This window comes from Nocardia sp. NPDC004582 (assembly GCF_053602115.1).
In genome coordinates this window covers 1-20230 of sequence record NZ_JBSGCY010000049.1, presented here as the reverse complement: position 1 = coordinate 20230, position 20230 = coordinate 1, and the positions used below count along the sequence as shown (strand labels likewise).

General features: G+C 67.5%; 20 protein-coding genes and 1 tRNA gene. 17 read left to right on the top strand and 4 right to left on the bottom strand.

Annotation, left to right across the window (positions count from 1 at the left end):
• Positions 1–258 precede the first annotated feature (258 nt).
• The 11 genes from ACWELJ_RS16165 to ACWELJ_RS16115 all read left to right on the top strand — a co-directional run bounded on the left by ACWELJ_RS16165 (position 259) and on the right by ACWELJ_RS16115 (position 11579).
• A complete protein-coding gene (locus tag ACWELJ_RS16165; protein ID WP_357282736.1) occupies positions 259–1023 on the top strand; it encodes an MlaE family ABC transporter permease in 765 nt (254 codons plus the stop codon).
• Positions 1024–1027: 4 nt separating this feature from the next.
• Positions 1028–1879: an MlaE family ABC transporter permease gene (locus ACWELJ_RS16160; protein WP_452366924.1), complete on the top strand. Its 852-nt coding sequence runs from the start codon at positions 1028–1030 to the stop codon at positions 1877–1879.
• A 13-nt stretch (positions 1880–1892) separates the two neighbouring features.
• Positions 1893–3134: an MCE family protein gene (locus ACWELJ_RS16155; protein WP_452366923.1), complete on the top strand. Its 1242-nt coding sequence runs from the start codon at positions 1893–1895 to the stop codon at positions 3132–3134.
• On the top strand, positions 3131–4156 hold the full coding sequence (locus ACWELJ_RS16150; RefSeq protein WP_452366922.1) for an MCE family protein: 1026 nt from the start codon (positions 3131–3133) through the stop codon (positions 4154–4156). The genes ACWELJ_RS16155 and ACWELJ_RS16150 overlap by 4 nt, the downstream gene beginning before the upstream one ends.
• Before the next feature lie 2 nt (positions 4157–4158).
• Positions 4159–5211, top strand: coding sequence for an MCE family protein (locus ACWELJ_RS16145; protein WP_452366921.1), 1053 nt, complete (start codon positions 4159–4161; stop codon positions 5209–5211).
• Positions 5208–6470, top strand: coding sequence for an MCE family protein (locus ACWELJ_RS16140; RefSeq protein WP_452366920.1), 1263 nt, complete (start codon positions 5208–5210; stop codon positions 6468–6470). Before ACWELJ_RS16145 ends, ACWELJ_RS16140 begins: the two co-directional genes overlap by 4 nt.
• A complete protein-coding gene (locus ACWELJ_RS16135) occupies positions 6470–7696 on the top strand; it encodes an MCE family protein (RefSeq protein ID WP_452366919.1) in 1227 nt (408 codons plus the stop codon). Before ACWELJ_RS16140 ends, ACWELJ_RS16135 begins: the two co-directional genes overlap by 1 nt.
• Entirely contained in the window at positions 7693–9138 is a 1446-nt protein-coding gene (locus ACWELJ_RS16130) for an MCE family protein (protein WP_452366918.1), read from the top strand. The genes ACWELJ_RS16135 and ACWELJ_RS16130 overlap by 4 nt, the downstream gene beginning before the upstream one ends.
• On the top strand, positions 9135–9989 hold the full coding sequence (locus ACWELJ_RS16125; RefSeq protein ID WP_452366917.1) for a hypothetical protein: 855 nt from the start codon (positions 9135–9137) through the stop codon (positions 9987–9989). Before ACWELJ_RS16130 ends, ACWELJ_RS16125 begins: the two co-directional genes overlap by 4 nt.
• Positions 9986–10468, top strand: coding sequence for a h domain protein (locus tag ACWELJ_RS16120; protein WP_452366916.1), 483 nt, complete (start codon positions 9986–9988; stop codon positions 10466–10468). The genes ACWELJ_RS16125 and ACWELJ_RS16120 overlap by 4 nt, the downstream gene beginning before the upstream one ends.
• Positions 10469–10613: 145 nt before the next feature.
• Positions 10614–11579 (top strand): oxidoreductase, encoded by a 966-nt coding sequence (locus ACWELJ_RS16115; protein WP_452366915.1) that lies wholly within the window; start codon positions 10614–10616, stop codon positions 11577–11579.
• A 58-nt stretch (positions 11580–11637) separates the two neighbouring features.
• Here the strand turns inward: ACWELJ_RS16115 and ACWELJ_RS16110 are convergent, their stop codons facing one another.
• Entirely contained in the window at positions 11638–13119 is a 1482-nt protein-coding gene (locus ACWELJ_RS16110; RefSeq protein WP_452366914.1) for an alpha,alpha-trehalose-phosphate synthase (UDP-forming), read from the bottom strand.
• Between the two features lie 3 nt (positions 13120–13122).
• Positions 13123–13290: a hypothetical protein gene (locus tag ACWELJ_RS16105; protein ID WP_167659823.1), complete on the bottom strand. Its 168-nt coding sequence runs from the start codon at positions 13288–13290 to the stop codon at positions 13123–13125.
• Between the two features lie 188 nt (positions 13291–13478).
• Here ACWELJ_RS16105 and ACWELJ_RS16100 point away from each other — a divergent pair, with 188 nt between their 5' ends.
• From ACWELJ_RS16100 to ACWELJ_RS16080, 5 genes are all read left to right on the top strand, one after another.
• The gene (locus tag ACWELJ_RS16100; protein WP_379105930.1) at positions 13479–14312 is read left to right on the top strand and encodes an alpha/beta fold hydrolase; all 834 of its coding nucleotides are present in this window, start codon (positions 13479–13481) and stop codon (positions 14310–14312) included.
• 138 nt (positions 14313–14450) lie between these two features.
• Positions 14451–14693, top strand: coding sequence for an MbtH family protein (locus ACWELJ_RS16095; protein ID WP_019931522.1), 243 nt, complete (start codon positions 14451–14453; stop codon positions 14691–14693).
• Positions 14694–14858: 165 nt separating this feature from the next.
• Positions 14859–14930: transfer RNA gene (locus ACWELJ_RS16090), tRNA-Thr, on the top strand.
• A 163-nt stretch (positions 14931–15093) separates the two neighbouring features.
• Positions 15094–15831 carry a response regulator transcription factor gene (locus ACWELJ_RS16085; protein ID WP_452366913.1) on the top strand — a complete coding sequence of 246 codons (738 nt, stop codon included), beginning with the start codon at positions 15094–15096 and terminating at the stop codon, positions 15829–15831.
• Complete coding sequence (locus ACWELJ_RS16080; RefSeq protein ID WP_452366912.1) at positions 15828–17291, top strand: sensor histidine kinase; 1464 nt, start codon at positions 15828–15830, stop codon at positions 17289–17291. The genes ACWELJ_RS16085 and ACWELJ_RS16080 overlap by 4 nt, the downstream gene beginning before the upstream one ends.
• Positions 17292–17417: 126 nt before the next feature.
• Here the strand turns inward: ACWELJ_RS16080 and ACWELJ_RS16075 are convergent, their stop codons facing one another.
• A complete protein-coding gene (locus tag ACWELJ_RS16075; protein ID WP_452366911.1) occupies positions 17418–17843 on the bottom strand; it encodes an HIT family protein in 426 nt (141 codons plus the stop codon).
• 93 nt (positions 17844–17936) lie between these two features.
• On the opposite strand from ACWELJ_RS16075, the gene purD reads away from it, so the two are divergent.
• Positions 17937–19220, top strand: a complete 1284-nt coding sequence (gene purD / locus ACWELJ_RS16070) for a phosphoribosylamine--glycine ligase (RefSeq protein ID WP_452366910.1) — start codon at positions 17937–17939, stop codon at positions 19218–19220.
• A gap of 187 nt (positions 19221–19407) precedes the next feature.
• Here purD and ACWELJ_RS16065 read toward each other — a convergent pair whose 3' ends face one another.
• The gene (locus tag ACWELJ_RS16065) at positions 19408–20208 is read right to left on the bottom strand and encodes a M23 family metallopeptidase (protein WP_452366941.1); all 801 of its coding nucleotides are present in this window, start codon (positions 20206–20208) and stop codon (positions 19408–19410) included.
• Positions 20209–20230 lie beyond the last annotated feature (22 nt).

Genomic DNA, 20230 nt, shown 5'->3' with positions numbered 1-20230 from the left:
CTGCAGTTGATCGTGCGATCGAACATTGGTAGGAATGGGGATCAACTATGTGTGTCGCCTCACAATGCGGCATACCTCTGACGGTTAGGCTCACCTGAACATGTTCTTGAAACTGGACACCAGTTCAGAAAGAGGGCCTGTTCAAAGCAATGGAAACCTTCCCGAACCGTATGAGAACGTGTTCTAATCTTCGGCGGGACCGAGATCACATTCAGATTTCGGTGCTATCGCTAGGCAGGGGCAGGAGGAATAGCGGGAATGAATGAAGTCCTTGCCGTACCGCTGCGGGCGGTCGGAGGGTTCTTCGAACTCGCCGGCGCTGTCGCTCGCGCCGCGGTACGGCCCCCGTTCCAGCGACGGGAATTCATCGATCAGTCCTGGTTCATCGCCAGGGTCTCCATGTTTCCCACGCTGATGGTGGCGATTCCGTTCACCGTGCTCGTGGTCTTCACGCTCAACATTCTTTTGCGCGAGATCGGCGCGGCCGACCTCTCGGGCGCGGGTGCGGCCTTCGGCGCGATCACCCAGATCGGCCCGATGGTCACCGTGCTCATCGTGGCCGGCGCGGGCGCGACGGCCATCTGCGCCGACCTCGGCGCGCGCACCATCCGCGAAGAGATCGACGCGATGAAGGTGCTCGGCATCGATCCGATTCAGCGCCTGGTGGTTCCGCGCGTGCTGGCCTCGATGTTCGTGGCCTTCCTGCTCAACGGCCTGGTGTCCGCGATCGGCATCCTGGGCGGCTTCGTGTTCTCGGTCTTCCTGCAAGGCGTGAACCCGGGCGCGTTCGTCAACGGCATCACCCTGCTGACCCACCTGCCGGAGCTCGTCATCTCCGAGGTGAAGGCCATGCTGTTCGGTCTCGTCGCCGGACTGGTCGCCTGTTATCTGGGTCTGAACGTCAAGGGTGGTCCCAAGAGCGTCGGCGACGCCGTCAACCAGACGGTCGTGTTCGCCTTCATGGCGCTGTTCGTCATCAATGTCGTGATGACCGCCATCAGCATCAAGTTCGCGGCTCGGTGATCAGATGGCTTTCGTGATCCAATCTCGTTTTCCCAAGGTGACCAAGCGCTTTCAGCGCTTCACCGAGGCGCTCGACTCGGTCGGCAAGCACGCGGTGTTCTACGCGCGCTCGGTCGCGTCGGTGCCGAAGGCGCTGGTGCACTACCGCACCGAGACCATTCGGCTCATCGCCGAGATCTCGATGGGCACCGGCGCGCTCGCGGTCATCGGCGGCACCGTCGTCATCGTCGGCTTCCTGACCCTGGCCGCCGGTGGCACCATCGCCGTGCAGGGCTACAGCTCGCTCGGCAATATCGGCGTCGAGGCCCTGACCGGCTTCTTCGCGGCGTTCATCAACGTTCGCATTGCGGCACCGGTCATTTCGGGCATCGGCCTGGCGGCGACGCTGGGCGCGGGAACCACGGCACAATTGGGCGCCATGCGCGTCTCCGAAGAGATCGACGCCCTCGAGGTGATGGCCATCCGGCCCATCCCCTTCCTGGTGGGCACCCGCATGCTGGCGGGCATCCTCGCCATCATCCCGTTGTACTCGCTGGCGGTCATCGCCTCGTTCATCGCCTCGCGCTTCGCGACCGTGCAGATCTACGGGCAGTCGGCCGGTGTGTACGACCACTACTTCTCGACCTTCCTGATCCCCAGCGACATCCTCTGGTCCTTCGCGCAGGCGATCTTCATGGCCATGGCGGTCATGCTGATCCACACCTACTACGGCTACAACGCCGCGGGCGGACCGGTCGGCGTAGGCGTGGCGGTAGGTAATGCGGTGCGGGCCTCGCTGATCGCAGTCGTCACGGTGACGCTGCTGATGTCGCTGGCCATCTACGGCACCTCCGGCAATTTCCATCTCTCCGGGTAGGGGCGGGACGAACATGGTCCAACAACAAGGCGGGACGGCGAGCCCGATCGGCTCGCCGTTCGTCCAGAAGCCGGCGCCGAAGCGCTACCTCGACCAGGGGTGGGTGATCCGGCTGGCCGGCGCCGGCCTGGTGCTCGGCCTGGTCGCCGTAGTCGTCTTCTGCCTGGTGAGTTTCGCCGGCGGTTTCACGAATACCGCTCTGGTGACCGTCAATTCGCCGCGCGCGGGTCTGGTCATGGATCGCGACGCCAAGGTGAAGATCCGCGGCGTCGAGATCGGCCGGGTCAAGTCGATCGACGAGACGCCCGAGGGCGCGCGCATCGAACTCTCCATGGATCCGGACAAGCTGAAGCTGGTGCCGGCCAACGCGACCGTGGACATCAACTCCACCACCGTGTTCGGCGCGAAGTACATCAACTTCATCGAGCCGCAGAACCCGTCGGGGCAGCTGCGCGCGGGAGCCGTGGTGCAGGCCGATGGCGTGACCGTCGAATTCAATACGCTGTTCCAGCATTTGAGCGATGTGCTCAACAAGGTGCAGCCGGAGAAGCTGAACGCCACGCTGACCGCGCTGGGCACCGCCCTGCAGGGTCGCGGCGAGAAGCTGGGCCTGCTGCTGTCGGACAGCGACGAGTTCCTCAAGCAGATCAACCCCTCGCTGCCCACGTTGCAGGAGGATCTGCGCAAGACCGCCTCGGTGACCGGCACCTACGCCGACACCGTGGGGGATCTGCTGCGCGTCACCGACAATATGCAGGTCACCGGTAAGACGATTACCGATGAGCAGGCTCGCGTGGACGATCTGCTGACCAACCTCATCGGGTTGGCCGACACCTCGAACTCGGTGCTGAAGCCCAACGAGAACGATCTGATCAAGTCGCTGAACCTGTTGCGGCCCACCACGGATCTGCTGTTCGAGTACCGCTCGGCGCTGTACTGCACGATCATGACCTTCGGTATGAACGTGCCCCTGATGGACGAGCTCATCGGCGGCCGGTACCCGGCCTTCGCCATGAACGCCGGCATCATGCCCAGCGGTACGCCGTACTCGTTCCCCGAGGACCTGCCGAAGGTCAACGCCACCGGCGGCCCGCACTGCGAGAACACCTACGACCTGACGGGTGGCCAGAAGGCCAACTACCTGATGACCGATACCTCGGAGGGTCACATCTGGGCGCCGCCGACGCAGCCGCACGCGTCCAAGACCGTCTTCGAGATTCTTTTCGACCAGCTGCCTGGGGTGGGTAAGAAGTGAAATTCAAACCACACGCCACCACGGTCAAACTCAGCATCTTCGGCATCGCCATGCTGCTGATCCTGGCGCTGCTGGTGGTCGTCTTCAGCCAGATGCGGTTCGCTCGCGAGACCGGCTATCGCGCGGTGTTCACCTCGTCCTCGGGCATGCTGCCCGGGTCGAAGGTGCGGATCGCGGGTGTCCCGGTCGGTTCGGTGAGCCGGGTCTACGTCGGCAAGGACCACCAGGCGCACGTCGAGTTCGACGTGGACCGCAAGTACAAGCTCTACGCCAGCACCAAGGCGGCCATCCGCTACGAGAACCTGGTCGGCGACCGCTACCTCGAACTGATGGACGGACCGGGCACGGCGACCCCGCTGCGCTCCGGCGGCACCATCGACCTCGACCACACCCAGCCCGCGCTGGATCTGGACATGCTGCTGGGCGGGTTCAAACCGCTGCTGCGCGGCCTGAATCCGACCCAGGTCAACAGCCTGACCGAGGCGCTGCTGCAGATCTTCCAGGGCCAGGGCGGCACGCTGGTCTCGCTGCTGAACAGCGGCGGCGACTTCGGCAAGACCCTCTCCTCACGCGATGCCCTGATCGGCAGCGTGATCGAGAACCTGAAGACGGTGCTGGCCACCATCGACGACCGCGACAAGGCGTTCGGCACCACGCTGGACGAATTGCAGCGTCTGGTCAGTGGATTGGCTGCAGACAAGGACCCGATCGGCGCGGCCCTGCCCCGGATCGCCGGAGCCACCGGTGATCTCACCGATCTGCTCCGGACGGCCCGGCCGGACCTGAAGAACACGGTGGAGCAGCTGGGCCGCGCGGCGACGACTCTCGACGACAGCCGCGACGAGCTCCAGACCGTGCTCTCGGCGCTGCCGAGTACCTACAAGAAGCTGACCCGCATCGGTGCCTACGGATCGTTCCTGAACATCTACGCGTGCAGCACCGACATCATGTTCACTGGGCCCGACGGCAAGGACGTGCGTCTCGCCCTGCCTGGCAGCCAGTTCGACGGGAGGTGTGGATAGTCATGGGACAACGCGTCATCAATATCGGCGTCATCGGCATCGTCGTGGTCGTGAGCATCTGCCTCACCGCCCTGCAATTCGATCGGCTGCCGTTCGTCCGCTCGGGCGCGCAGTTCAGCGCGTACTTCGCCGACGCCGGCGGGCTGCTGCCGGGTGATCAGGTCCAGGTGGCCGGCGTGAAGTCCGGCCGGGTGGACAAAGTGGCGCTGGACGGCCCGAAGGTGAAGGTCTCCTTCACCCTGGACGAGTCGATCGTGCTGGGCACCAAGACCACCGCCGCGATCAAGACCAACACGGTGCTGGGCCGCAAGTCGCTCGAGGTGGCGCCGGAAGGGGACGGCGCGCTGAAGCGCGATCAGCCGATTCCCCTGGAGCGCACCACGTCCCCGTACTCGCTCAACGACGCGTTGCAGGATCTGTCCGGCACCGTGAAGGACCTTGACATGGACCGGGTCAACCAGACCCTGGACGCGCTGTCGAGCACCTTCAAGGACACACCGGCTCCGCTGCGCTCGGCCCTGGACGGCATCACCCAGCTGTCCAAGAGCATCAACACCCGCGACAAGGCGCTGACCGACCTGCTGGGCAAGGCCCAGGGCGTCACCAAGGTGCTGTCCGATCGGGCCGCGAAGATCAATGCGCTGCTCGTGGACGGCAACAGCCTGCTCGGTGAACTGGATGCCCGCCGGGGCGCGATCAGCCAGCTGATCACCTACATCAACGGCCTGGCCAAACAGCTCAGCGGCTTCGTCAACGACAACCAGGCGGCGCTGAAACCGGCGCTGGACAAGTTGAATTCGGTGCTGGCACTGCTGCAGAAGAACAAGCAGAACATCTCCGACGCGCTCGACGCGCTCGGCCCCTACGCCAGTGCGCTCGGTGAGCAGGTCGGCAGCGGTCCGTACTTCCAGGCGTACGTCGTCAACTGGAACAGCCCGATGCTGCAGGCTCTTTCGGACGCGCTGGTCTGGCCGCAGAACCTGCCCGAAGCGCTGAAGAACATGCAGAGCGGCGGCATCCAGCCTCGCCCGCTGATCACGGAGCTGCCGAAATGACGACTTTGCTCAGTAAAATCCGCGGTCTGCCGCGCTGGACCCGCGTGGCGGCGATCGTGGCCTTGGTCGCGATCGTGGCCGGGGGCGTGTACACCGGGGTCTCCCGGATCGGCAAGCCGCAGATCACCGCCTACTTCCCGTCCACCGTCGGCCTGTACAAGGGCGACGAGGTGCGGATCCTCGGTGTCCGCGTGGGCACCATCGACTCCGTGGATCCGGGCAAGGACAAGGCCACGGTCAAGATGACCATCGACCGCGGCATCGACATCCCCGCCGACGCCAAGGCCGTGCTGGTCTCCCCGTCGGTGGTGTCGGCTCGGTTCATCCAGCTGGCGCCCGCCTACACCGGCGGCGCGAAGATGCACGACGGCTCGGTCATTCCGCTCGAGCGCACCGCCGTCCCGGTCGAGTGGGACGACATCAAGACCGAATTGAACAAGCTGGCCACGTCTCTCGGCCCGGTCGGCGAGGACAAGCAGGGCTCGTTCGGGCGCTTCGTCAATACCGCCGCCGACAACCTCGACGGCAACGGCCAGGCCTTCCGCGACACCCTCAAGGAGCTGTCGGCCACGCTGACCACGCTGTCGGACGGTCGCACCGACCTGTTCGGCACCATCAAGAACCTGCAGCAGTTCGTGGACGTGCTCTCCAAGAGCAATGACCAGATCGTGCAGTTCGGTGGCCGGCTGGCGTCGGTATCTCAGGTGCTGGCGGGCGTATCCGGTGATCTCGGAGCGGGTTTGGACAATCTGGACTCCGCGGTCTCCGACGTGAAGAAGTTCCTCGACACGCACGGCGGGGCGCTGAGCACCGACCTGGCGCAGCTCGCCGATGTCACCAACACGCTGGTGCAGAGCAAACCGCAGATCGAACAGGTGCTGCACACCGCGCCGACCGCGCTGGTGAACTTCTATCAGCTGTACAACCCCGCGCAGGGCACCGTCGCCGGCTATCCGGTCTTCGCCGGCTTCAACTCACCGTTGAGCTTCATCTGTGGCTCGATCGACGCGTTCGGCACCGCCGGCAATGCCGACCAGAGTGCCAAGATGTGCGCGCAGTACCTGGCCCCGGTGATCCAGAACCTGGCGATGAACTACCCGCCGCTGCTGATGAACGACGGCACGGGCGCGGCGGCGTTTCCGAACCAGCTGGTGCCCAGCACGCCCGATGTCGCCGCTCGTTATGCCGCGCAGGGTGAACGGGCACCGGTCGGGATCCCGAACGGGCTGTCCGGTCTCGCCATTCCGGGAGGGAACTGATGAATACTCGTCGCCGCGGGGTGGCGGGCCTGGCGATCGGTGTCGCGGTCGCTCTGAGCGCCACCGGCTGTGATTGGGACGGCCTCAACACCGTCTCCATGCCGGGTTCCGCCGGAACCGGTTCCGATGCTTGGCACATCAAGGTGCAGATGCCGAATGTCACCACCCTGACCCGCAATTCGCCGGTCCTGGTGAACGACGTGACCGTCGGCACCGTGACCGGTATCGAGGTGCAGGACTGGCACGCGCTGGTCAGCATCGGACTCGACAAGGACGTGAAGCTGCCCGCGAACGCCATCGCGAAGATCGGGCAGACCTCACTGCTGGGCAGTAATCACGTCGAATTGGCCGCACCGGCCGATATTCCCGCCACCGGGCAGCTGCACGACGGTGACACCATCACGCTGGAGCGGGCGGGCCAGTACCCGACCACCGAGCAGACGCTGTCCTCGTTGTCGGTGGTGCTCAACGGTGGCGGTATCAGCCAGCTGGAGAACATCACCCACGAGCTGAACACCGCGTTCACCGGCCGCACCGACGCCATCCGTGACCTGCTGCCGCAGTTGAACCAGATGGTCGGGACGCTCAACGCCCAGACCACCGACATCATCAACGCCATGAGCGGGCTGGATCGTGTCTCGGGAACGCTTGCGCAGGAGAAGGATCGGGTGGCCGGTGCCATCGACAACATCCATCCCGCGCTGACCGTGCTCGCGAACAAGCGGGAGCAGATCACCAACGCGCTGACCGCGGCGGGTGACCTCAGCGATGTGGTGAAACGGATCATCGACAACGCCGGTGACGACCTGAAGGCCGAGATCGCCGATCTGGGACCGACTCTGGAACAGATCGCCAACACCAGCGACAACTTCGCCAAGTCGCTGAATATGGCGCTGACCTTCCCGTTCCCCTTCAAGTACATCGACCGGTACATCCGCGGTGACTACATGAACGTGAAGATCACCTTCGATCTGACCGCGGCCCGGCTGGATTCCAACTTCCTGACCGGAACCCCGCTGGGTGGACGGTTCGGCGGTGTGGAGGGCGCGCTCGGCCAAGGGGCCGGTGTGGCGGGCGATCAGGGCGATCCCGCCAAGACTCCGCTGCAGCAGCAACCACCCTCGACCCAGCCGTCGCCGACCGTGCCCGGCATGCCGGGCCTGAACATTCCGGGCCTGCCCGCCATTCCCGGAATCACCGTGCCGCAAGGGGATCCGGGCAAATGAAACTGAGTCGCTTCGTCAAGATTCAGCTCGCCATCTTCACCGTGCTGACCGTCATCGGCATCACGGTGATGGGTGGGGAGTACGTGAAGCTGCCCGCCATGTTCGGCATCGGCCGGTATGACGTGACGGTGCAGCTGGCCGCTACCGGCGGGCTGTACGAGCATGCGAATGTCGCCTACCGCGGAACCAATGTGGGCAAGGTGAATTCGGTGGTGCTGACCCCGCAGGGGGTCGACGCGAAGCTGTCCATCGAATCCGACTTCAAGATTCCGTCCGATGTGGACGCCTGGGTGAAGTCGGTCTCGGCCATCGGTGAGCAGTACGTGGATCTGGTGCCCAAGGACAACCCGCAGGGCGGCAATCTGCGCGACGGTTCGGTCATCCCGGTGGATCGCACCAAGCTGCCGATGGATATCGGCGGCATTCTGGACCGCACCGACCGGCTGCTCTCCAGCGTCGCCGACACCCGCCTGCAGCAGGTGATCGAGCAGGCCTTCCTCGCCTTCAACGGCGCGGGCCCGGATCTGGAACGGCTGCTCGACTCCGCGTCGCTGCTGGTCCAGGAGGCCAAGACCAACACCGACGCCACCAAGGATCTGATCGACAAGATCGGCCCGCTGCTGGACACCCAGATCGAGTCCGACTCCGCCATCCGCGGGTGGACCAAGGATCTGGCGACGGTGACCGACCAACTGCGCGAACACGATCCGGCACTGCGCAACGTGATCGACCACGGCCCGGGCGCCCTCAACAAGGCGACCAAGCTGTTCGAGGACCTGAAGCCCACCGTGCCGCTGCTGGCGCAGAATCTGGTCAGTCTCGGTCAGGTCGGCGTCACCTATCACGCCAGCGTGGAGCAGTTGCTGGTGGTTTTCCCGCCGCTGATCGGTGCGCTGATGACCCTCGCCAAGGGCAGCCCGACCGAGTACGGCGGCAAGGTCGACTTCAAGATCGGCCTCAATGACCCGAAGGGTTGCACCACGGGCTTCCTGGCGCCGGAGGACCGGCGCTCGCCCAACGACTACACGGGGCCCACTCCGGAGACCCAGAAGGGGATGTACTGCAAGATTCCGCAGAACTCCCAGGATGTGGTCCGCGGTGTCCGCAACAACCCCTGTATGGACGTGCCGGGCAGGCGTGCGGCCACCGTGGAACAGTGCCACTCCGCCGAGGGCTACCAGCCGCTCGGCGACAACCCGGCCTTCGGTAAGCCGAACCCGGTGGACAACAATGGCAAGCCCACGTTCACCCCGAGTTCGCTGGAGACCGGCGGGCAACCGGGAGCCGCGCCTGCGAGTGTGACGACGAGAACGTACGATCCGAAGAGTGGCACGTATCTCGGGCCGGACGGTGTACTCACCCGCCAGGCCGATATCGGGCCCGATGGTTCCGGCATCGTGCCGGCTAACTGGCAAACAATGCTTCAGGAGCAACAACGATGAGTGATCCCACGGTGGTGAACAGCAAGACCCGGCGGAAGGCCGTGCGGTCAGAAGGACCGCCGGTCCACGACGGGGATGCACCCATAGCGGAGGTCACCACCGTGCAGGCCACGGGTGTCGAGGCTGCCGCCGCGACCCCCGAGGCCGAAACCCCCGAGGTCGCCGAACCCACGGTGACGATCGCGAAGACGGTCGTGACGCCGGAAGCCGGCGACGATGCGGGGGATGCCGCCGACGCTCCGGTCACGGCGGAATCGGCCGAGCCGGAGGACGAGTCGCTCGAGGTGGTCGAGGGCGCTCCGGCGGTCGCGGCCGACACCGAGGATTCCGAGGCCGGCGCCGAGGACGACGAGACGAAGGGCGGCCGCAAGTGGCCGGTCCTGCTGCTCGGCGCCGCGGCGGCGCTCTGCCTGGTCGCGCTGGCGACCAGCCTGATCTTCTGGATTCCGGCGCACAATGCCGCGGACAAGAACGAGCAACTGCGCGCGGACTATACCCAGACCGCCAAGCAGGCCGTCCTCAATATCACCACCATCAAGGTGGACACCGTCAAGGACGACATCAACCGGGTGCTCTCGGTGGCGTCGGGCCAGCTCAAGGACGAATACTCCTCGCGCAGCGATGCTTACGCCGATGTCATCAAGCAGGCGAACGTGAAGGCCAGCGGCCAGGTCGTGGAGACCGCCGTCGAGTCCTACGACGACAACTCCGCCCAGATCCTGGTCGCCGCCAAGCAGAACCTCACCAACGCCGGCTCGGATCAGCCGCAGCAGCGCGTCTACCGATTCCGGGTGACGATCACCCACGACGGTGACCATTTCACCGCCTCGAAGCTGGAGTTCGTCTCGTGAACAACAAGCGCATCCGGGTCTCGGCCATCGCGGCCGTCATGGTGGCCATGCTGGCGGCGGCCGGCTGGTTCGGCTACGACGCCTGGCACATGAAGCAGCTCGATCACGCGCGCACCGATTCGGTGGACGCCGCCCGCAAGACGGTCGAGGCGATGTTCAGCTACAACTTCAATTCCGTCGACAAGGAACTGCCCAAGGTCGCCAACGATCTCTCCGGCGGGTTCAAGGACGACTACCTCAAGCTCGTCAACGAATCCATCGCCCCCGGCGCCAAGGAGAAGCAGCTCACGGTCATCGCCGCCACGCAGGCGGGCGGCGTCATCGACCTCGACACCAAGCACGCCAAGGTGCTGCTGTTCCTCAACCAGATGACCACCAGCAAGGAGAACCCGCAGGCCACCGCGAGCGGCAGCCGGGTGCGGGTCGACCTGGAGAAGAGCGGCAACCGCTGGCTCGTCTCGGAGGTCACCCCGATCTGACGATCACCATGCGAAGGCCGTGGCGTGCGGGAAAAACCCTGCGCGCCACGGCCTTGTCGGTTCCGGAACGGAAGCCGCTGCGGTAGGCGGTATTTCGGGGACGCTCGATGCGCTAAGTGGAAGCCGACCGTTCAGGATGTAACGCATGGGTACCAAGAACATGCGCTGGACCGCCGCCGACATTCCGGATCTCCACGGGCGCACCGCGATCGTCACCGGGTCCAGTGGCGGCCTGGGGCTGGAGACCGCGCTGCGGCTGGCCGAGCACGGCGCTCGGGTGGTCATGGCCTGCCGCAACGCCGAGAAGGCCGGGGCGGCCGCGGATCTCATCCGGGCGCGGGTGCCGGACGCCGAATTGCCGTTCGTGGAACTCGATCTGGCTTCGCTGGATTCGGTCGGCAAGGCCGCGGCGCGATTGCACGACGAGGTCGAGCGGGTTGATCTGCTGGTCAACAACGCGGGCATGCTGGGCCGGACGCGGAGTCTGACCGTGGACGGGTTCGAGACCACCCTCGCGACCAACCATCTCGGGCCGTTCGCGTTCACCGGGCTGGTGCTGGACCTGCTGCGGGCCGCGCCGGCGGGGCGGGTGGTGGCCGTGACCACGGGGTTCGCCTCGAAGAAGGAGGCCCCGATCGATCTCGACGATCTGTTCTTCGAACGGCGGCCCTACAAGGGATTTCAGGCGTACGCGCAGTCCAAGCTGGCCAATGTGCTGACCGCGTTCGAGTTGCAGCGGCGGCTCAACGGCACCGATACCGAGATGATGTCGATCGCCGCGCATCCCGGGGCGGCCGAATCGGATTTCGCCCGGAACCTCGGGCCCGCCATCACCTTCCTGTCGCGGCCGTCGCTGCGCTGGGTGTTCCGGTTCGCCATGCAGACCGTCGAGATGGGTGCGCTCCCGACGCTGCGGGCGGCCACCGATCCCGGCGTCCAGCCCGGAGATCTGTTCGGGCCGAGCGGGTTCACCAAGGGCTACCCGGCACTGAACGAGGCCAGTGCGCAGGCGCTCGATCCGGAATTGGCGGCGCGGGTGTGGGCCGAATCCGAGCGGCTCACCGGTGTCACCTACCGGTTAGGCGAATTCGGCGCTGAGCCAGCGGAATAGACCGCGATACGGCGAACGCCCCCTGGGAAGTCCAGGGGGCGTTCGAGTTTCGTCGCCGTCAGCGCCGCGGGTCCGGGTCCACGTCGTCGTCGGTGAGCAGGGCGCTGCCCGCGACGCGGTCGGTGGCCAGGGCGTCGAGGAAGGCGCGGGCCCAGCGGTCGACGTCGTGGGTGAGGACCTGGCGTCGCATGGAGCGCATGCGCCGGCGGCGGGTGTCGCGGTCGTCGTCGATGGCGCCGATCAAGGCGTCCTTGACGCTGTCCAGGTCATGCGGGTTGCACAGGTAGGCCTGGCGCAATTCCGCCGCGGCGCCGGTGAACTCGCTCAGCACCAGAGCGCCGTTGAGGCTGCCCTGGCAGGCCACGTACTCCTTGGCGACCAGGTTCATGCCGTCGCGCAGCGGGGTCACCACCATGACGTCGGCGGCCACGAAGAACGCGATCAGCTCCTCGCGCGGGATGGGACGGTGCAGGTAGTGCACCACCGGGTAACCGACGCGGGCGAACTCGCCGTTGATGCGGCCCACCTGGCGTTCGATATCGCCGCGCATCTGCTTGTAGGACTCGACGCGTTCGCGACTCGGCGTGGCCAGCTGCACCATCACCGTGTCCGCGGGGTCGATGCGGCCGTCGTGCAGCAGCTCCTCGAGCGCGGCGAGCCGGATGTCGATGCCCTTGGTGTAGTCCAGGCGGTCGACGCCCAGCAGGATCGTCTTCGGATTACCCAGCTCCGCACGGATTTTCGCGGCCCGCTCCCGCACATCGCGGCGGCGCGAATACTCGTCCAGCTCCGCGGAGGTGATGGAGATCGGGAACGCGCCCACCCGCACGGTGCGGAAACCCACCTGCACCACACCGAGTTTCGAGCGCACACCCACATTGCCGCGCGAAGTCGGCTGTCCGGCCAGTCTTCTGGCCAGGTACAGGAAGTTCTGCGCGCCGCCGGGCAGGTGGAAGCCGATCAGGTCGGCGCCGAGCAGGCCCTCGACGATCTCGGTGCGCCACGGCATCTGCATGAACAGTTCCACCGGCGGGAACGGAATGTGCAGGAAGAAACCGATGGTCAGGTCCGGGCGGAGCATGCGCAGCATCTTCGGCACCAGCTGCAGCTGGTAGTCCTGGACCCACACGGTCGCGCCCTCGGCGGCCACCTTGGCGGTGTACTCGGCGAAACGCCGGTTCACCTGCACGTACGCCTGCCACCACTGGCGGTCGTAGACCGGGCGCACGATCACGTCGTGATACAGCGGCCACAGCGTCGCGTTGGAGAAGCCTTCGTAGTAGTCGGCGACCTCGTCGCCCGACAATGGGACGGGGTGCAGTTCCAGACCGTCCTCGACGATCGGATCGAGCTCCACGTCCGGGACGCCGGCCCAGCCGACCCAGGCGCCCTTGTTATTGCGCAGCACCGGCTCCAGCGCGGTGACCAGGCCGCCGGGGCTGCGCTTCCAGCGAGTGGTTCCGTCGGGCAGGCGCTCCAGGTCCACCGGGAGCCGGTTGGCGACGACGACGAAACCGGAGCCGGAGCTATCCGGGTGCACGGGTCATTCGCCTCGCGTCGGAGCGATGCCCAGCATCGACAGCAGCATGCGGCATTCGTCGGCGTCGGTGGCGTACGCCGCCACCACGCGCTGCGCCTGGCGAGCGGTCTCGTCGGCGAGCGGCTCCAGATCGTCGTCCGCGATGTCGTTTGCGCCGGTCTTCGCGGCCATCTCATGTCCTCTCGGAGAAGTCTGCTCGGTGCGAGGAGTCCATCGTATCTGCCGGGTGAGCCGGGCCTCGCCGCCGCGTGCATTGCGAGCCCTAACCGCAATGCGCGGGGACGAAACATTCCGTCGGTCCCGACCTATACGGTGGACGGACAAAAGAGTGGCAACACCTGATGTAAGGGGTCGCAAGCATGCCGTTGGCGACGGTGAACGGAATCTCGCTGAACTACCAGGTCAAGGGAGACCGGTCCAAAGGCACCGACGTCAAGGGGTCCGCGCCGCTGGTCGTCATGATCATGGGCACCGGCAGCGGCGGCCGGGTCTGGGAACTGCACCAGGTGCCCGCCCTGGTCGCGGCCGGATACCGGGTCTGCACCTTCGACAACCGCGGCATCGCGCCCTCCTTCGAATCGCCCGCCGGGATCACCATCGAGGACCTGGTCCGCGACACCGTCGCCCTGATCGAATTCCTCGGCGAGGGACCGGTCTTCCTGGTCGGCCAGTCGATGGGCTCGCGGGTCGCGCAGGAAGTCGCGCTGGCCCGGCCCGACCTGGTCCGCAAGGCCGTGTTCATGGCCGGGCACGCCCGGCTGGACCAGTTCCAGAAGACCCTGGGGCTCGGCGAGCACGATCTCGACGACGCCGGGGTGCGGCTGCCCGCCAAATACGAGGCCGCCATGACCGCCCTGATGAACCTGTCCCCGGCCTCGCTGGCCGACCAGCACGCCGCCCGCGACTGGCTCGACCTGTTCGAATTCACCGGCGGCCCGGTCACCCCGGGCGTGCGGGCGCAGCGCCGCATGGACCACGACTTCGACCGCACCGCGGCCTACCGGGGCATCACCGTGCCCTGCCTGGCGCTGGGCTTCGCCGACGACCGGATGATCCCGCCCTACCTCGCGCGCGAGGTCGCCGATATCATTCCGGGTGCCCGCTACCAGGAGGTTCCCGACGCCGGGCACTTCGGCTACCTGGAACAACCGGAGGTCGTCAATAAGATCCTCGTCGAATTCTTCGTAGCCTGAACGAAGTGTAGGTAACCGCCCAGCGGTAACGCCTGCCTTGCTAGGGTCGAATCAACGTCGGGGGCTCGTTCCAACACTGCGGTGGCTGGACGATCCGTCTACGTACCCGTACACAGCGCCAGTATCCAGTGAGGTGAAATGAGCACCAATCCCTTCGATGACGAAGACGGCCGGTTCTTCGTCCTGGTCAACGATGAGGAACAGCACTCCCTCTGGCCGGCCTTCGCCGAGGTTCCGGCGGGTTGGCGAGTCGTGTTCGGCGAGGACTCCCGCGCCGCATGCGTCGAGTACGTCGAGAAGAACTGGACCGACATGCGGCCCAAGAGCCTGCGTGATGCCATGGCGGCGGACGACGCGGCTCGTCAGGCGGCCCAGTCCTGACACTCAGCGGTTAGTCCGATACTGCGCGAACGACTTCCGAACGCGGCCGTCGATGCCACGAGCGTCGACCGGCCGCGTCCCGGTGTTCGCGGCCAGTGTCGTTCCGACCGGGAAGCCGGTTTTTCCGCGCAGCCGGCCACCCCGGTTATGATGGCACCGCTTTCCGCCTCCTTAGCTCAGTGGTAGAGCACCGCTCTTGTAAAGCGAAGGTCGTCAGTTCAATCCTGACAGGGGGCTCGGTGGGCAGCAGAAGCTGCCAGGGCAATGACAGGTGGGGCCGAGGTACACCCTCGGCCCCACACCTGTATCCGGGTCCTGAGAGCCGCCGGGAGTCGGCTCTCCCAGGAAACTCCCAGGGAAGGACCAGCGTTCTCGCGGGTGCGGCGCAGAATATGAGGCCATGACAGGTGTGCCTGCGCAAGGACGCGAGCCCGAGGCCAGAGTGCTCGTCGTCGACGACGAGCCGATGATCGTCGAGTTGCTGTCGGTGAGCCTGCGGTATCAGGGCTTCGAGGTCGCCAGCGCCGCCAGCGGGACCGAAGGGCTCGACCGGGCCAAGACCTTCCGGCCCGACGCCATGATCATCGACGTGATGATGCCCGGCATGGACGGATTCGGGCTGCTGCGGCGGCTGCGCGCCGACGGGATCGACGCGCCCGTGTTGTTCCTGACCGCCCGCGACGACGTGGACGACAAGATCACCGGGCTGACGCTCGGGGCCGACGACTACGTCACCAAACCGTTCAGCCTCGAGGAGGTGGTGGCCCGGCTGCGGGTGATCCTGCGCCGCGCCGGGCGGGCCGCGCCGGAGACCAAGTCCTCGCGGCTGCGATTCGCCGATATCGAACTCGACGACGACACCCACGAGGTGTGGAAGGCGGGCGAACCGGTCGCCCTGTCGCCCACCGAGTTCACCCTGCTGCGGTACTTCCTGGTCAACGCGGGCACCGTACTGAGCAAGCCGCGGATCCTGGACCACGTGTGGCGCTACGACTTCGGCGGCGAGGTCGGCGTGGTCGAGACCTACGTGTCGTACCTGCGCAAGAAGGTCGACACCGGGCCGGATCGGCTCATCCACACGCTGCGCGGGGTCGGATACGTGATGCGGGAGCCGCGCGGACGCACGGCGGTGCAGTGAACGCGGCCGAGGCGGCCCGCGGACTGCGCGGCAAGATCGCCGACCGGCTCGCCGCGGTGCCGCTGCGCACCACCCTGGTGCTGGCGCTGGTATCGCTGGTCGGGTTCGGGCTGCTGGTCTCCGGCATCGCGGTCACCTCGCTCATGCGCAATGTGCTGGTCGAGCGCATCGACCGGCAGCTGTCCGACGCCGCCCACAGCTGGGCCGCGCCCGGCGCGCAACGACCCGAACCGCTGCCCACCCTGCGCGGGCGGGAACGGCCGCCGCACCTGTACTGGGTGCAGGTGCGCGACGCGGCCGGGCAGCCGACGCTGACCCTGACCGCCGGGGTGCAGGAACCCGACGTGCCCGCGGACCTGGGCGGCAAGCCGCGCACGGTCGGCTCGGTGGGGGCCGCCGGCGAGGAATGGCGGGTGCTGCGAACCGTCAACGACCAGGGCACCAGCACCATCGCGCTGCGCATGGACGAGACGAACTCGCTGCTGGACAAGCTGATCGTGCTGCAACTGGTGATCGGCGCGCTGGTGCTGGCGGCCCTGGCCGCGGTGGCGCGCATGGTGATCCGGCGCAGTCTGCGGCCATTGCGGGAGGTCGAGGGCACCGCGGCCGCCATCGCGGGCGGGGACCTGCATCGGCGAGTTCCGGTGCGCGGCACCGACACCGAGGTCGATCATCTCTCGCAGTCGCTGAACACCATGTTGACCCAGATCCAGCAGGCCTTCGCCGCCACCGAGGCGTCGGAGGAGGCGGCGCGGCGCTCCGAGGCCAAGATGCGGCGGTTCGTCGCCGACGCCAGCCACGAACTGCGCACCCCGCTCACCACCATCAAGGGGTTCTCCGAGCTGTACCGGCAGGGCGCGATCACCGAGCCGGACCTGCTCATGGACCGCATCGAACGTGAATCCAACCGGATGGGATTACTGGTCGAGGACCTGCTGATGCTGGCGCGCCTGGACGCGCAGCGGCCCGTCGAGCGGCGATCGGTGGATCTGCTCATGCTGGCCAGCGATGCCGTGCACGGGGCGCGCGCCCTGGCGGCGGCGCAGCACCCGGAAGGGCCGGAACGCAAGATCGACCTCGAAATCCGGCCCGGCCCCGGCACTTTGGAGATCCTCGGCGACGAGACCCGGTTGCGGCAGGTGCTGGCCAACCTGATCAACAACGCGCTCGTGCACACCCCACCCGACGCGGAGGTGGCGGTGCGGCTCACTCCCGCCGCGAGCGAGGTGCTGATCGAGGTGGCCGACACCGGCCCGGGATTGGCGGCCGAACAGGCCGAGCGGGTGTTCGAGCGGTTCTATCGCACCGATGTGTCGCGCAGCCGGGTCAGCGGCGGGACGGGGCTGGGACTGTCGATCGTGCAGGCGCTGGTCGCGGCGCATGGGGGAGCGGTGTCGGTGACGAGTGTGCCGGGGGAGGGCACGACGTTCACCGTGCGGCTGCCGCGCGCGGAGTCGTGAACCGGGCTGCGAGAGGTCAGCCCCGCGGAGGGGCCGAAGGGTGAATGCGGGCGGTGAGCCGCAGGAGGTGGCGTCACGCGGCGTGGCCACCGCCAGGTGCGCGCTGTGGGCGCGCACCCGATCGGGTCACTCCGGGACGTTCGCGCCGAAGCCGAGGTCGCGCAGGGCCTGCTTGATCTTGGCCTGGGCCTCGTCCAGGGATTCGGCGCTGGGCTGATGGTCGGCGCCGGAGATGTCGAAGTTGCCCATCGAGAAGGCCGGGAACACGTGCACGTGCAGGTGCGGCACCTCGAGCCCGGCGATGAGCAGGCCCGCGCGCGGGGCGTCCCAGGCGGTGCGCACGGCCTGGCCGATCTTCTGGGCGACGCCGGTCAGGCGGGCCATCGTGCCCGGATCGACGTCCTGCCACTGGTCGATCTCCTTGCGCGGCACCACGAGGGTGTGCCCCTGTGTCACCGGGGCGATCGTGAGGAAACCGACGAATTCGTCGTCCTCCCAGACGAACCGGCCGGGCAGCTGACCGTCGATGATTGCGGAGAAAACAGAAGCCATGGGGGGGACATTACGCGCGGGCGCGCGAGCCCGCGCGCACGCACGAACAGACCGCTACCGGCGGCGTCATCCCAGCCCTCTAAGCTGTTCGCCGTGCGCGTACTCGTCATCGGTTCCGGAGCCCGTGAACATGCCCTCGTCCTGGCACTGCGCAAGGACCCGGCGGTGACCGCGGTCTACGCGGCGCCCGGCAATGCCGGCATCGCCCAGCATGCCGAGGTGCGGGCCGTCGACGCCTCCTCCGGCGACGAGGTGGTGGCGCTGGCTCAGGAGCTGGCCGCCGACCTCGTGGTGGTCGGGCCCGAGGTGCCGCTGGTGCTCGGGGTGGCCGACGCGGTGCGCGCGGCCGGGATCCCAGTGTTCGGCCCGTCGGCCGCCGCCGCGCGGATCGAAGGCTCGAAGGCGTTCGCCAAGGACGTGATGAACGCGGCCGGCGTGCGGACCGCGCACAGCGAGATCGTGGATCACCCGGGCGAATTGGACGCGGCGCTGGACCGTTTCGGCCCGACCTGGGTGGTCAAGGACGACGGGCTGGCCGCAGGCAAGGGCGTCGTGGTGACCCCTGACCGGTCGGTCGCCCGTGAGCACGGGGCGGAATTGCTCGAGCAGGGCCACCCGGTGCTGCTGGAGTCGTTCCTCGACGGCCCCGAGGTGTCGCTGTTCTGCCTGGTCGACGGTGAGACCGTGGTGCCGCTGCTGCCCGCCCAGGACCACAAGCGGGTCGGCGACGGTGACACCGGGCCCAATACCGGTGGCATGGGCGCGTACACGCCGCTGCCGTGGCTGCCCGAGGCCACGCTGCGGGCCATCGTCGACGACGTGGTCAAGCCCGTCGCCGCCGAGATGGTGAAGCGCGGCGTGCCGTTCAGCGGCCTGCTCTACGCCGGACTCGCCATCGGCCAGAACGGCCCGGCCGTGGTCGAATTCAACTGCCGCTTCGGCGATCCCGAGACCCAGGCGGTGCTCGCCATGCTGGACAGCCCGCTCGGCGAACTCCTGCACGCCACCGCCACCGGCACCCTCGACCAGGTCGCCGCGCCGCGCTGGAAGGACGGCGCCGCCGTCACCGTGGTGCTGGCCGCCGAGAACTACCCGGCCCGCCCGCGCAGCGGCGACGTCATCACCGGCGCCGAATCCACCGGCACCGGAGTCGAATCCGAGGTCCTGCACGCCGGCACCGCCCAGCGCGCGGACGGCGCGCTGGTCTCCGCCGGCGGCCGCGTCCTCGCCATCGTCGGCCAGGGCGCCGACCTGGTCGAGGCCCGTAAGAACGCCTACGACCGCCTCGCCGGAATCAAGCTGCCGGGCGGCCACTTCCGCACCGACATCGCCCTGGCCGCCACCGAGGGCCGCATCGCGGTGCCGTCCGCGAACTGAATCCCGCTCGCCGCGGCCGACTCCGGCGCCGCGCTCGACGAAAGAACGCCCGCCCGAACCTGGTTCGGACGGGCGTTCCCGTATCCGGGTGTGGACCGGCCATATTCCGCGCCCGGGCGCTCTCGCGTCTCGGCCGGACCCGGGCCCGGGCCGATCGCGTTGGGGAACTGATCGCGTCTCGGCCGGATCAGCCCAGGACGATACCGCGCTGGGCGAGCCAGGGTTGGGGGTCGACGTGCTGGCCGTTGATGACGATCTCGAAATGCAGGTGGGGGCCGGTGGAGTCGCCGCGGTTGCCGATGCGGGCGATCTGCATGCCGGCGGGGACGCGTTCGCCGACGGAGACCGAGAAGTCGTACATGTGGCCGTACACCGAGATGGCGCCGTCGTCGTGGCGGATGCGGACCCAGAGGCCGAAACCCTGGGCGGGGCCCGCGTCGATGACCGTGCCCGCGGCGACCGCGTAGATCGGTGAGCCCAGGGGGGCGGCGATGTCGATGCCCGCGTGGAAAGTGCCCCAGCGCGCGCCGAATCCGGAGGTGAACAGGCCCTTCGCGGGCAGCGCGAAACCGCCGACGCCGGGGAGCACGAATCCCGGCGGCAGGGTGGCGTCCGGGGACGGGGTCAGCCACGGCTGCGGCTGCCCGGCGACGGCGGCTGCCGCCTCGGCCTTCGCGCGCTCCAGAGTTGCCGCCGCGGCCGCCGAGACCACGGCCTGCTCGCGCAGGTGCTCACCATTGTTGATGGCGTCGAGGTATCGCTTCGAGGATTCCTGCGTGGCCTGGATCTGCAGCGGATACCGCACCGGAATACGCACCGCCACACCGGGACTCACCGCGGCGTCGGTGGGGATCAACCCCAGCGCCCCGTCCGCGCTCGCGAACACCAGGACCGCCGTCATCCCCCCGATCAGCACCCGATGCCGAATGCTCCACGCCCGCACCACAGGCCACTGCCGCCGCGCCTCCGCGCGCGCCCGCCGCGCCAACTCGACGGCCTCGGCCCGGGAC

Coding starts and splice junctions, on each gene's coding strand:
- ACWELJ_RS16135 (WP_452366919.1), top strand. CDS start 6,470: ATGAATACTCGTCGCCGCGGGGTGGCGGGCCTGGCGATCGGTGTCGCG.
- ACWELJ_RS16075 (WP_452366911.1), bottom strand. CDS start 17,843: ATGGCTTCTGTTTTCTCCGCAATCATCGACGGTCAGCTGCCCGGCCGG.
- ACWELJ_RS16095 (WP_019931522.1), top strand. CDS start 14,451: ATGAGCACCAATCCCTTCGATGACGAAGACGGCCGGTTCTTCGTCCTG.
- ACWELJ_RS16100 (WP_379105930.1), top strand. CDS start 13,479: ATGCCGTTGGCGACGGTGAACGGAATCTCGCTGAACTACCAGGTCAAG.
- ACWELJ_RS16165 (WP_357282736.1), top strand. CDS start 259: ATGAATGAAGTCCTTGCCGTACCGCTGCGGGCGGTCGGAGGGTTCTTC.
- ACWELJ_RS16130 (WP_452366918.1), top strand. CDS start 7,693: ATGAAACTGAGTCGCTTCGTCAAGATTCAGCTCGCCATCTTCACCGTG.
- ACWELJ_RS16155 (WP_452366923.1), top strand. CDS start 1,893: ATGGTCCAACAACAAGGCGGGACGGCGAGCCCGATCGGCTCGCCGTTC.
- ACWELJ_RS16115 (WP_452366915.1), top strand. CDS start 10,614: ATGGGTACCAAGAACATGCGCTGGACCGCCGCCGACATTCCGGATCTC.
- ACWELJ_RS16140 (WP_452366920.1), top strand. CDS start 5,208: ATGACGACTTTGCTCAGTAAAATCCGCGGTCTGCCGCGCTGGACCCGC.
- ACWELJ_RS16160 (WP_452366924.1), top strand. CDS start 1,028: ATGGCTTTCGTGATCCAATCTCGTTTTCCCAAGGTGACCAAGCGCTTT.
- ACWELJ_RS16145 (WP_452366921.1), top strand. CDS start 4,159: ATGGGACAACGCGTCATCAATATCGGCGTCATCGGCATCGTCGTGGTC.
- ACWELJ_RS16105 (WP_167659823.1), bottom strand. CDS start 13,290: ATGGCCGCGAAGACCGGCGCAAACGACATCGCGGACGACGATCTGGAG.
- ACWELJ_RS16125 (WP_452366917.1), top strand. CDS start 9,135: ATGAGTGATCCCACGGTGGTGAACAGCAAGACCCGGCGGAAGGCCGTG.
- ACWELJ_RS16085 (WP_452366913.1), top strand. CDS start 15,094: ATGACAGGTGTGCCTGCGCAAGGACGCGAGCCCGAGGCCAGAGTGCTC.